Source organism: Streptomyces durmitorensis, from assembly GCF_023498005.1.
Lineage (GTDB): Bacteria > Actinomycetota > Actinomycetes > Streptomycetales > Streptomycetaceae > Streptomyces > Streptomyces durmitorensis.
Genome location: NZ_CP097289.1, coordinates 1,880,298 through 1,892,562 on the forward strand (window position 1 = coordinate 1,880,298; position 12,265 = coordinate 1,892,562).

The 12,265-nt window shown below is 69.9% G+C and carries 11 protein-coding genes; 1 reads left to right on the forward strand and 10 read right to left on the reverse strand.

Features of this window, described 5'->3' with window-relative positions:
• Positions 1 to 213 precede the first annotated feature (213 nt).
• From M4V62_RS08635 to M4V62_RS08675, 10 genes are all read right to left on the reverse strand, one after another.
• Positions 214 to 1,215, reverse strand: a complete 1,002-nt coding sequence (locus tag M4V62_RS08635; protein ID WP_249586648.1) for a sugar phosphate isomerase/epimerase family protein — start codon at positions 1,213 to 1,215, stop codon at positions 214 to 216.
• A 12-nt stretch (positions 1,216 to 1,227) separates the two neighbouring features.
• Entirely contained in the window at positions 1,228 to 2,445 is a 1,218-nt protein-coding gene (locus tag M4V62_RS08640) for a Gfo/Idh/MocA family protein (RefSeq protein WP_249586649.1), read from the reverse strand.
• Between the two features lie 48 nt (positions 2,446 to 2,493).
• Positions 2,494 to 3,552 carry a substrate-binding domain-containing protein gene (locus M4V62_RS08645; RefSeq protein ID WP_249586650.1) on the reverse strand — a complete coding sequence of 353 codons (1,059 nt, stop codon included), beginning with the start codon at positions 3,550 to 3,552 and terminating at the stop codon, positions 2,494 to 2,496.
• Positions 3,553 to 3,578: 26 nt separating this feature from the next.
• Positions 3,579 to 4,598: an ABC transporter permease gene (locus M4V62_RS08650; RefSeq protein WP_249586651.1), complete on the reverse strand. Its 1,020-nt coding sequence runs from the start codon at positions 4,596 to 4,598 to the stop codon at positions 3,579 to 3,581.
• Positions 4,595 to 6,112, reverse strand: coding sequence for a sugar ABC transporter ATP-binding protein (locus tag M4V62_RS08655; RefSeq protein ID WP_249586652.1), 1,518 nt, complete (start codon positions 6,110 to 6,112; stop codon positions 4,595 to 4,597). The genes M4V62_RS08650 and M4V62_RS08655 overlap by 4 nt, the downstream gene beginning before the upstream one ends.
• 174 nt (positions 6,113 to 6,286) lie before the next feature.
• Positions 6,287 to 7,468: an ROK family transcriptional regulator gene (locus tag M4V62_RS08660; RefSeq protein ID WP_249586653.1), complete on the reverse strand. Its 1,182-nt coding sequence runs from the start codon at positions 7,466 to 7,468 to the stop codon at positions 6,287 to 6,289.
• A 278-nt stretch (positions 7,469 to 7,746) separates the two neighbouring features.
• Positions 7,747 to 8,427 carry a GntR family transcriptional regulator gene (locus tag M4V62_RS08665; RefSeq protein ID WP_249586654.1) on the reverse strand — a complete coding sequence of 227 codons (681 nt, stop codon included), beginning with the start codon at positions 8,425 to 8,427 and terminating at the stop codon, positions 7,747 to 7,749.
• A gap of 110 nt (positions 8,428 to 8,537) precedes the next feature.
• A complete protein-coding gene (locus tag M4V62_RS08670; RefSeq protein ID WP_249586655.1) occupies positions 8,538 to 9,485 on the reverse strand; it encodes a beta-ketoacyl-ACP synthase III in 948 nt (315 codons plus the stop codon).
• Between the two features lie 122 nt (positions 9,486 to 9,607).
• Entirely contained in the window at positions 9,608 to 9,751 is a 144-nt protein-coding gene (locus M4V62_RS43855; protein ID WP_425575030.1) for an MFS transporter small subunit, read from the reverse strand.
• A complete protein-coding gene (locus M4V62_RS08675; protein WP_249586656.1) occupies positions 9,720 to 11,054 on the reverse strand; it encodes an OFA family MFS transporter in 1,335 nt (444 codons plus the stop codon). The genes M4V62_RS43855 and M4V62_RS08675 overlap by 32 nt, the downstream gene beginning before the upstream one ends.
• A 216-nt stretch (positions 11,055 to 11,270) precedes the next feature.
• Here M4V62_RS08675 and M4V62_RS08680 point away from each other — a divergent pair, with 216 nt between their 5' ends.
• Complete coding sequence (locus M4V62_RS08680; RefSeq protein ID WP_249586657.1) at positions 11,271 to 12,248, forward strand: 2-dehydropantoate 2-reductase; 978 nt, start codon at positions 11,271 to 11,273, stop codon at positions 12,246 to 12,248.
• Positions 12,249 to 12,265: the final 17 nt, after the last annotated feature.

Here is a 12,265-nt window from a genome sequence, read left to right on the forward strand (position 1 = left end):
GGGGACGGTCGTACGCGGGTGTGGTGCGGTGGCGCCGGGCGCCGGGGTGCGCCGTCACCCCGGGGAGATTCATGTCCTGTACACATCAGGGACGGTAGCCACGTTTGTCTTGGACGGAAAGCCCTTGCACAGCAACAGAGTTCAGCTTTTTCCTTGGGCAGGACAAAGTGACTCCGGGCAAGGGCCTCCCGGCCAAGGACCCGTGGACAGAGGTCAGTTCCCGCCGAACGCCGCGTCGAACGACGCCGTCGGCGGCTCGAAGTCGAACGCCTTCAGGCGCTTGAGCGCCTCAGGAGCCCCCTGGAGGCGGTCCATCCCCGCGTCCTCCCACTCCACCGAGATCGGCCCCGCATACGAGATCGAGCTCAGCATCCGGAACACGTCCTCCCAGGGGACGTCGCCGTGACCCGCCGACACGAAGTCCCAGCCGCGGCGCGGATCGCCCCACGGGAGATGCGAGCCGAGGCGGCCGTTGCGGCCGTCGAGGCGGCGCCTGGCCTCCTTGCAGTCGACGTGGTAGATCCGGTCCCGGAAGTCGTAGAGGAAGCCGACCGGGTCCAGGTCCTGCCACACGAAGTGCGAGGGGTCGAAGTTCAGGCCGAAGGCCGGGCGGTGGCCGACCGCCTCAAGGGCGCGGTGCGTCGTCCAGTAGTCGTACGCGATCTCGGAGGGGTGCACCTCGTGCGCGAAGCGCACGCCCTGTACGTCGAAGACGTCAAGGATCGGGTTCCAGCGCTCGGCGAAGTCGTCGTAGCCGCGCTCGATCATCGACTCCGGCACGGGCGGGAACATCGCCACCAGATGCCAGATCGCCGAGCCCGTGAAGCCGACGACCGTGTCGACACCGAAGGCCGCCGCCGCGCGTGCCGTGTCCTCGATCTCGCGGGCGGCCCGCTGCCGTACGCCCTCCGCGTCGCCGTCGCCCCAGATGCGGGCGGGCAGAATCGCCTGATGCCGCTCGTCGATGATCGCGTCACAGACGGCCTGTCCGACCAGGTGGTTGGAGATGGCCCAGCACTTGAGGCCGTACTTGTCGAGGAGCTGGCGGCGCGAGTCCAGGTAGGAACGGTCGTTCAGCGCCTTGTCGACCTCGAAGTGGTCGCCCCAGCAGGCGAGTTCGAGACCGTCGTAGCCGAAGTCGCGGGCGAGGCGGCAGACCTCCTCAAGCGGCAGGTCGGCCCACTGGCCGGTGAAGAGCGTGAAGTCGCGGGGCATGAACAGTCCTCCTCAGACCGTGACGGGGGTGGCAGCTACGAGGGTGTAGACCGAGTTCTTCGCCGCGCTCTCCTCCACCGCGGCGAGCACCCGCTGCACCGAGAGGCCCGCGGCGAAGGACGGTTCGGGCTGCTCGCCGGTGGCGATGGCGTGCAGCAGGTCGTGGGCCTGGTGCACGAACGTGTGCTCGTAGCCGAGGCCGTGACCCGGCGGCCACCAGGCCTCCAGATACGGATGGCCCGGCTCGGTCACCAGGATGCGGCGGAAGCCCGATGACGTGGCGGGCTCCGTGTGGTCGTGGAAGGAGAGCTCGTTCAGGCGCTCCAGGTCGAAGGCCAACGAGCCGTTCGAGCCGTTGAGTTCGAGCCGCAGGGCGTTCTTGCGGCCCGCGGCGAAACGGGTCGCCTCGAACGAGGCGAGGGCGCCCGACGGGAAGCGGCCGGTGAAGACCGCGGCGTCGTCCACCGTCACCTGGCCGGTCGCGGTGCTCCCCTCCCCCGTGAGCCCGCTCGACACCCCGTCGAGCAGCGGCCGCTCCCGCACGAACGTCTCGGTCAGCGCCGAGACGCCCGCCACCGGCTCCCCCGCAAGGAACTGCGCGAGGTCCACGATGTGCGCCCCCAGGTCGCCGAGCGCGCCCGAACCCGCACGGTCCTTGCGCAGCCGCCACGTCAGCGGGAAGCCGGGGTCGACCAGCCAGTCCTGGAGGTAGGTGAGGCGGACGTGCCGCAGCGTGCCGAGCCGGCCGTCGGCGATCATCTGCCGGGCGAGCGCGAGAGCGGGAACGCGGCGGTAGTTGAAGCCGACCATCGCCACCTGCCCCCGCGCCCGTGCCCGTTCGGCTGCCTCGGCCATCGCCTCGGCCTCCTCGACGGTGTTGGCGAGCGGCTTCTCGCACAGCACGTGCTTGCCCGCGTCGAGCGCGGCGATCGCGATCTCCGCGTGGCTGTCACCGGGGGTGCAGATGTCGATGATGTCGACGTCGTCACGGGCCACGAGTGCACGCCAGTCGGTCTCCGCCGCGGCCCATCCAAGGCGGTCCGCCGCGGCGCGCACGGCGGCGCCGTCGCGTCCGCAGACCGCCGAGAGGACCGGCCGCAGCGGCAGATCGAAGACGCGTCCGACGGTGCGCCAGCCCTGGGAGTGGGCGGCGCCCATGAAGGAGTATCCGACCATGCCCACCCCCAACGGCCGCTTACCGGTCTCAGCCTCGTGTTCCGTCTCACGCATGCGGTACTCCTCCTCGTAAACGCTCGGTGGGGGGTGCGGACGCGCGCATCACTTGAAGCCGGTGGACATGTACTTGCTGATGTTTTCCTTGTCGACCACGGCCGAGTAGAGCGTGATGAAGGCCGGGATCTCGAACTCGGCCATGCCGCTGACACCCTTGCTCTGGCCGAGCGCACGGGCCAGGTCGATCGCCGAGGCGGCCATCGACGGCGGGTAGAGCACGGTGGCCTTGAGCACGCTGTCGTCGGACTCGATGGCCTGCATGGCGGAGAGCGCGCCCGCGCCGCCGACCATCAGGAAGTCGTCGCGGCCCGCCTGCTTGATGGCGCGCAGGGCGCCCACGCCCTGGTCGTCGTCGTGATTCCACAGCGCGTCGAAGTTCTTCTGCGCCTGGAGGAGCTGGGACATCTTCTGCTGTCCCGACTCGACGGTGAACTCGGCGGCCTGCCGGGCGACCTTCTCGATGTTCGAGTAGTTCTTCAGGGCGTCGTCGAAGCCCTTCGAGCGCTGCTTGGTGAGCTCCAGGTTGTCCAGGCCCGCCAACTCCACGACCTTGGCGTTCTTCTTGCCCTTGAGCTTCTCGCCGATGTAGTGGCCGGCGCTCAGGCCCATGCCGTAGTTGTCACCGCCGATCCAGCAGCGGTAGGCCTGCGGCGACGCGAAGACCCGGTCGAGGTTGACGACGGGGATGCCCGCCTTCATGGCCTTCAGGCCGACCTGGGTGAGCGCCTTGCCGTCGGCCGGCAGGATCACCAGGACGTCGACCTTCTTGTTGATCAGCGTCTCGACCTGGCCGATCTGGGCGGCGGTGTCGTTCGAGCCCTCGGTGGACTCCAGCGTGACGTCCGAGTACTTCTTCGCCCGCTCCTTGGCGTTGTCGTTGATCGCGTTGAGCCAGCCGTGGTCGGCCTGCGGACCCGCGAAGCCGATGGTGACCTGCTTGCCGGGCTTGTCGTCGGCGACCTGCTGGCTCTTGTCGTCCGAGGCAGCACCGTCGGAGTCTTTGGGCTCGTTGCTGGTGCACCCCGTGATGAGGGCACCGGTCGACAGGGCGGCGGCTCCGAAGAGCAGTCCTCTGCGGCTCGCGAATGGGGATGTCTCTGGCATGGCGGTGAACCCTTCGGGTCTGCGGGTCATGTATGGGAGGACGTACGTCGCTGGACGAGCACCGCGGCGACGATGATCGCCCCCTTGGCGATCTGCTGGACGGCGGTCTCCAGGTTGTTGAGCGCGAAGATGTTCTGGATCGTGATGAAGATCAGTACGCCGAGCACGGAGCCGGTGATGGTGCCCCGGCCGCCGCTGAGCAGGGTGCCGCCGATGATCGCGGCGGCGATGGCGTCCAGCTCGTAGAGGTTGCCGTTGGTGTTCTGGCCCGACCCGGACAGGACGATCAGCATGAAGGCCGCGATGCCGCAGCAGAGCCCGGAGAGCAGGTAGAGGTAGAGCCGCTGCCTGCGTACGTCGATGCCGGCGAGCCGTGCCGCTTCCGCGTTGCCGCCGACCGCGACCGAGCGCCGCCCGAAGGTGGTGCGGTTCAGGAGCAGCCAGCCGACGGCGGTGACGGCCGCGAAGACGAGCACGAGCGGCGGGATGCCGAGGATGTAGGAGTCGCGCTCGCCGAGCTTCAACACCCCGTCCACGGTGACCATTTGCGTCTTGCCGTCGGTGATCTCAAGTGCGAGACCCCGGCCCGATGCGAGCATCGCGAGCGTCGCGATGAACGGCACCATCCCGCCGTACGCGATGAGCATTCCGTTGACGAGGCCGCAGGCCATGCCGACGATCACCGCGGTGAACAGGATGCCCGCGACGCCGTACTCCTGGGTGGCGACCGTCGTCGCCCACACCGAGGCGAGCGCGACGATGGCGCCGACGGACAGGTCGATGCCGCCGGAGATGATCACGAAGGTCATGCCGACCGTGACGACGCCGATGACGGACGCCTGGGTCAGGATCAGCTGGACGTTGTCGGTGTCGAGGAACGAGTCGGGCTGGGTGATGCCGCCGATCAGGACCAGGACGGCGAGCACACCGAGCAGGGACAGCGTCCGCAGGTCGGCACGTGCGGAGAGCGTCCGCAACGGGCTTGCGCCGTCCGCGGGGCCACTCTTCGATGTGGCGGGCCGTGGCGGCGATGCGGGCTGCGTCATGACGCCGGGCTCCCTTCGAGTACGAGGTCGAGTACGCGGTGTTCGTCGAGGTCACGGGCGGGCGCCGTATGGACGACGCGCCCCTCGCGCAGGACCAGGACACGGTCGGCGAGGCCGAGGACTTCGGGCACTTCACTGGAGACGAGGAGGACGGCGAGGCCGTCGTCGGCGAGCCGGCGGATCACGGCGTACAGCTCGGCGCGGGCGCCGACGTCCACGCCGCGGGTCGGCTCGTCGAGCAGCAGGACGCGGCAGCCGCGGAGCAGCCAGCGGGCCAGGACGGCCTTTTGCTGATTGCCGCCGGAGAGCGTGCGCACGGGCGCCGAGGGATTGTCGGGGCGCAGGGAGAGCTCGCGGGTCGCGGTCTGCGCGGCCTTCCGCTCGGCGCCCCGGTCGAGCCAACCGCCGCGCGAGAAGCGGGACATGGAGGAGACCGACACGTTGTTGGTGACGGACTCCAGCATCAGCAGGGCCTGCGCCTTGCGCTCCTCGGGGGCCAGACCGACTCCGGCGCGCACGGCGGCCCGCACGCTGCCGGGCTTCAACACCTGGCCGCCGAGGGTGACGTGGCCGGTGGTCGCCTTGCGTGCGCCGTAGATGGTCTCCAGGATCTCGGAGCGCCCGGAGCCGACGAGTCCGGCAAGGCCGACGATCTCGCCGGGGCGCAGTTCGAGGTCGAGGGGTTCGAACTCACCGGCGCGGGAGAGGCCCGCCACCTTCAACACCGGTTCAGCGGTGGGTGGTTCGACGGGTCGGTCCGGGAAGACGTACTCGACGTTGCGGCCCGTCATCAGGGCGACGACCTCGCGGGTCGGGGTCTCCTTCGCGGGGAGTCCGCCCGCGACCGCCCGGCCGTCCTTGAGGACGGTGACGCGGTCGCCGATGCGGCGGATCTCTTCGAGGCGGTGGGAGATGTAGACGACGGCGACGCCGTCCGCCGTGAGATCGCCGACGATGCGGAAGAGGTTGTCGACCTCGTCCGGGTCGAGGGCGGCCGACGGCTCGTCCATGACGATGAGGCGCACTTCGTGGGAGAGCGCGCGGGCCATCGACACGATCTGCTGATGGGCGGCGGAGAGGTCACCCACGAGCGTTCCTGGGTCGATCTCGGCGTGCCCAAGTCGCTTGAGGAGTGCGGAGGTCGAGACCTTCGCCTCGCGGCCCTTCACGACGAAACCGGCCGCGGTCGGCTCATGTCCGAGGTGGACGTTCTCGGCCACGGACAGGCCCTCCACCAGGTCGAGCTCCTGGTAGATGGTGGCGATGCCGAGGCGCATGGCGGCGATGGGCGACTTGAGCGTGGTGCGCTCGCCGCGCCAGGTGATCTCGCCGCCGTCGGGCTGGTGCGCCCCGGCGAGGACCTTGATGAGCGTGGACTTCCCGGCGCCGTTCTGGCCGAGGAGGCAGTGCACTTCGCCGGCCTGGACCTGGAGGTCGACGCCGTCGAGGGCGCGGACGCCGGGGAACGACTTGGTGATGCCGGACATGGTGAGCAGGGGTGGTTCTGGTGCCATGGCGGGTCCCTCGGGCGGGTGCGGCCGGTTACAGGGCAGGGCGGGGTAGGGCGGTGGCCCCTTCGTGGGGGCGAAGCCTGTTTCGGAGCAGGGCGAGGCAGCGCGCTGTACTGGGTGAGGTGTGGTGCCGGGCGTCGTACGGGTCGTACAGGTGGTACGGGTGGTGCGTACGGATCAGGCCGGTGAGAACAGGTGGTCGCTGATGAGCCGGGCGCCGCCGATGACTCCGGCGGTGGGCCCCAACTCGCCCAGGACGATGGGGAGGTTGCCCGTCGCCAGGGGCAGCGACTGGCGGTAGACCTGGGTGCGGATGGCGGCGAGCAGCGTGTGGCCGAGGCCCGTCACACCGCCGCCGATCACCACGAGGCCCGGATTGAAGAAGCTGACGAGGCCCGCGATGACCTGTCCTGTGCGGTTGCCGCCCGCGCGGATGAGGTCGAGTGCGGTGGCGTCACCGGCGGCGGCTGCCGCGGAGACATCGACGGCGCTGAGCTTCCCGGCGGCTTCCAGACGGGTCGCGAGCTCCTGGGAGAGCCCCTGACCGACGGCGTCCTCCGCGTCGCGGGCCAGTGCCGCGCCGCTGAAGTACGCCTCCAGGCAGCCCTTGTTGCCGCAGGCGCAGGGCCGTCCGTCCGGTTCGACCTGAATGTGGCCGATGTCGCCCGCGCTGCCGGTCACCCCTCGGTAGACCTCACCGCCGACGACGATCCCGCAGCCGATGCCCGTACCGATCTTGACGCAGAGGAAGTCGCCCACGGAGCGTGCGACGCCCGCGTGCTGCTCCCCCATCGCCATCAGGTTCACGTCGTTGTCGACCATGACGGGGCAGCCCAGATCCTGGCTGATGGCCTCCCGCACGGGGAAGCCGTCCCACCCCGGCATGATCGGCGGGGCGACCGGGACGCCTTCGGGGAAGCGGACGGGGCCCGGGACGCCGATCCCGGCGCCGTCGAACCCTTCCGCGAGTCCGGAGGCCTTCAACTTGGCTGCCATGGCGAGGACTTGCTCGAAGACCGCGACGGGGCCTTCGCGTACGTCCATGGGCTGGTTGATGTGGCCGAGGACCTCCAGCTCGGCATTGGTCACCGCTACGTCGACCGAGGTCGCGCCGATGTCCACACCGAGGAAGCGGAGGGCGGGGGCCAGGCGGATGTTGTGGGAGCGGCGGCCGCCGCGCGAGGCGGCGAGTCCGTCGGCGACCACGAGTCCGGTCTCCAGGAGCCGGTCCACCTCGACGGCCAGCTTCGACCGCGAGAGGTCGACCTGATCGCCCAGCTGGGCACGGGAGTTGGGCCCTCCGTCTCGCAGCAGCCGCAGCAGTCGCGCCTGGTGCGCATTGGCGGGTCGAGCCGTCATACGTCTCACGCGCCCCTCCCCGCCTCAGTGGGCAACTCATGTCGTCCAACTCGGTCCGCCGCGGCGGATTTTCGCCGTCGCGTCGGGCTTTCGAGGGGAACGTAGCAGCGCCTGCCGGGAGTGGGAAGAAGTTGCGCACGAATTACCCATGACTTTCTCCAGTCACAGGACAAAGAGGCGGACAGACGTGTCCCACGCATGACCTGAGAAGTGGTCGAACCGCCCACGCGCGGATCACGCAGCCGTGGGCGGTCCTCGACCGGAGAGGGGCAGACGCGTCAGGCGTCGCGCTCTCGGCGGTGGTACGTCTCCCGCGTGTGCTCCGTGTGCGCGCGCATGATCTCCGTCGCCCCGCGCTCGTCGCGCTCGGCGATCGCCGCGATCAGCCGGCGGTGCTCGATCCAGGACTGCTTGCCGCGCTGGCGGGCCACCGGCGTGTAGTACCAGCGCACCCGGCGGTCGACCTGCCCGGCGAGTTCGGCGAGGACGACATTGCCCGCCAGCTCCATCACCTTGGCGTGGAAGGCCGCGTTCGTGGCCACCACCAGATCCACCTCGCCGTCCGCGACGGCCTGCTCCCCCTTGGCGCACAGCTCTTCCAGGGCGGTGATCCCCGCCGTGCCCGTGTTGGCCGCGGCGAGCCGGGCGGCCTCCGCCTCCAGGAGCGTACGGACCGTGAGCAGCTGGTCCGCCTCCTCCTCGGTGGGCTCGTGCACGAACGCGCCCTGCGCGGGACGCAGATCGACCCACCCTTCGGTGTTGAGCCGCTGGAGCGCCTCGCGCACCGGCTGTCGTGACACCCCCAGATGCCCGGCCAGTTCGCTCTCCACCAGGTGCTGGCCCGGCTGGAGCGCACGGGTCGTGATGAGTTCGAGCAGTGCCTCGTAGACCCGCTCCCGGAGCGGACCGGGGCGTTCCAGCTTGGGCACCGCCCCCTGCGGCAGTCCTGTGGACAACATCGCGGTCCCCTCCTCGACGATTGCCTTTTGTCTACAGTCTACTGAGCACAATGACCAGCACCAGGGGGAGTTGACCCGGTCACACGGCTCGACAGCGGCGATCCGTCGCGCTAGGGGCAGCGGATGACCTGGCCCGCGTACGACAGGTTCCCACCGAAGCCGAAGAGCAGCACCGGATCGCCGTGGACGATCTCGCCGCGCTCCACCAGCTTGGACAGGGCGAGCGGGATGCTGCCCGCCGAGGTGTTGCCCGAGTTCACGACATCGCGCGCGACGACCGCGTTGACCGCGCCGATCCGCTCCGCGAGGGGCTCGATGATGCGCAGGTTGGCCTGGTGCAGGACGACCGCCGCCAGATCCGCCGGCGTGAGACCGACCTTCTCGCAGGCCTTGCGGGCGAGCGGCGGCAGCTGCGTCGTCGCCCAGCGGTAGACGCTCTGGCCCTCCTGCGCGAACCGCGGAGGCGTGCCCTCGATCCGGACGGCGTTGCCCATCTCGGGCACCGAGCCCCAGAGCACGGGACCGATGCCGGGCTCGTCGCCGGGAGCGCACGCCTCGACGACGGCAGCACCCGCGCCGTCCCCGACCAGGACGCACGTGGTGCGGTCCGTCCAGTCGGCCACCTCGGACATCTTGTCCGCGCCGATCACGAGCGCACGCGTGGCGGCTCCGGCCCGCACGGCGTGGTCGGCGGTGGCGAGTGCGTGCGTGAAGCCCGCGCAGACCACGTTCACGTCCATGGCGGCCGGGGAGGGGATGCCGAGGCGCGCCGCCACCCGTGCCGCCATGTTCGGCGAGCGGTCGATCGCGGTGGAGGTGGCGACCAGGACCAGGTCGATGGCGTCGGGCGCGAGGCCCGCGGCGGCGACGGCCTTGGCCCCGGCGTGCGCGGCGAGCTCGTCGACCGGCTCCTCGGGTCCCGCGATGTGGCGGGTGCGGATGCCCACGCGGGAGCGGATCCACTCGTCGCTGGTGTCGACCATGCCCGCCAGATCCTCGTTGGTGAGGATCTTGGCGGGCTGGTAGTGGCCGACGGCGGCGATGCGTGAGCCGTGCATGAACGGGTCCCCCTTGTTGCCGGAGATGCGGGACCGTCCAGTCTGGTCAGCGACTCACCAGTAACAGGACGCGTAAAGCGACAGGAATCGGGCGTGGGCTTTGGACACTTCTCATCATCGGGTCACCCGGTGAAGAGCTGAGTGGCCTTGTGTACGAGTTCATACAGCCCATATGCGAGCGGAAGCCCCACCCAGAGCCACGCGCCGACGATCAGGGCGCGACGGCGCGGCGGGCTACTTGGCGGCGTGCTGGTCGGTGCCGTCATGGGCGGCCTCCCTCGGGGCGGGGATGTGGTGGCGGGCGTGGACGGGCCGGACGAATTCGTTCGCCACGAAGCCGACGACCAGGAGTCCGATCATGATCGTGAGGGAGAGGCCGTAGAGCCCCGCCCCGTGCTTGCCCGCCTCTTCCTGGCGGTCGGCGACCCAGTTCACGATCAGCGGCCCGAGGACACCGGCCGTGGACCAGGCGGTGAGGAGCCGGCCGTGGATCGCTCCGACCTGGTAGGTGCCGAAGAGATCCTTCAGGTACGCGGGGATCGTCGCGAAGCCGCCTCCGTAGAAGGAGAGGATCACCAGGGCGCAGACGATGAAGAGCGGTTTCGAGCTGTCTCCGAACAGGACGATCAGCAGATACATCAGCGCGCCGACGCCCAGGTAGACGCGGTAGACGTTCTTGCGGCCGATCAGGTCGGACGTCGACGACCAGCCGATGCGTCCGGCCATGTTCGCGGCGGAGAGCAGGGCCACGAAGCCCGCGGCGGCGGCCGCCGAGACCGGCGTCGAGGTGTCCGAGAAGAAGTCGGTGATCATCGGCGCCGCCTTCTCCAGGATCCCGATGCCCGCGGTCACGTTCATGCAGAGCACGATCCACAGGAACCAGAACTGGGGCGTGCGCACGGCGGCCCGCGCGGACACCTGCGGCCCGTCGAGCACACCGGGAGCACCGGGCGCCCGCGCCCCTTCCGTACGCGGCACCCGCACGAGCAGCACGCCGAGCGCCATGAAGACGGCGTACGTGAGGCCGTGCACGAGGAAGGCGAGCGCGATGCCGTCGGAGTCCGAGCCGAAGGAGTCCAGCATCTGCGCCGACCAGGGCGACGCGATGAGCGCGCCGCCGCCGAATCCCATGATCGCGATGCCGGTCGCCATGCCGGGCCGGTCGGGGAACCACTTGATCAGTGTCGACACGGGCGAGATGTAGCCGATGCCGAGGCCTATGCCGCCGACGAAGCCGTACCCGAAGACGATCAGCCAGTACTGGCTGATCGCGGCGCCGAGTGCCGCGATCAGGAAGCCGGACGAGAAGCAGACGAGCGCGACCGTCATCGCCCAGCGCGGTCCGTTGCGCTCCACGAGCGTGCCGCCGAAGGCCGCCGAGAGGCCGAGCATCACGATGCCGAGCTGGAAGGGGAGCGCGCTCTGCGTGCCGCTGAGGTGGAGCGCTGATTCCAGCGGGGGCTTGAAGACGCTCCAGGCGTAGGCCTGGCCGATGGAGAGGTGGACGGACAGGGCGGCGGGCGGTACGAGCCAGCGGCTCCATCCCGGAGGTGCGACGGGGGGCCTCATGATCCCGAACAGTAGGAAGACAGGAGGGGAGTTGGGAAGAGGCGGACGCGATTCCGTCGACGGTATGCAATCTGCCGCGCAACCCCTTGCTGGGCCAACTTCCATACTGTAGACAATATTCCATCGACAGTCATGGCATGCGATGGCCACGGTCACGGCATGCGACGTCGACCCTGAGCCTTCTTCGGATCCCTCAACCGAACGGAGCGCGCCACCGTGAAAGTCGCAGTCCTCGGCGCCGGTGCGATCGGCGCCTACGTCGGAGCCGCGCTGCACCGCGCCGGTGCCGACGTCCATCTCGTAGCCCGTGGACCGCATTTGGCGGCCATGAGGCAGCACGGAGTACGTGTCCTCAGCCCACGCGGCGACTTCACCGCACGGGCCCACGCCACCGACGACCCGGCCGACATCGGCCCCGTCGACTTCGTCTTCCTGGGCCTGAAGGCCAACTCGTACGCGGCGTGCGGGCCGCTGATCGAGCCGCTCCTGCATGACAAGACAGCGGTGGTCGCCGCCCAGAACGGCATCCCCTGGTGGTACTTCCACCGGCACGGCGGCCCGCACGACGGCCACCGCGTCACGAGCGTGGACCCCGAAGGCGCGGTCAGTGCGGTGATCGCGCCCGTACGGGCCATCGGCTGCGTCGTCTACGCGGCAACCGAACTGGAGGGGCCGGGAGTCGTCCGGCACCTGGAAGGCACCCGGTTCTCCATCGGGGAGCCCGACCGCTCGCGCTCCGAGCGCTGTCTCGCCTTCAGTGAGGCGATGCAGGCGGGCGGCCTGAAGTGCCCGGTCGAGCCCGAACTGCGCGGCGACATCTGGATCAAGCTGCTCGGCAACATCTCCTTCAACCCGATCAGCGCGCTCGCCCGCGCCACGATGCGCGAGATGTGCCTGCACGGCGGCACGCGCCGCGTCATCGAGATCATGATGACCGAGACGCTCGCCGTCGCCGCGGCCCTCGGCTGCCGCCCCGACATCTCCGTCGAGCGACGCCTCGCGGGCGCCGAGCGGGTGGGCGACCACCGCACCTCCACACTCCAGGACCTGGAGCGCGGCAAACCGCTGGAACTCGACGTGCTGCTCGCGGCCGTCGTGGAACTCGCGGAGATCACCGGGGTCCCGGTGCCGACGCTCCGTACGGTCCACGCCATCTCGGATCTGCTGGCCGACCGCATGAGGAGCGCGGCATGAACGAGAACATGAGGAGC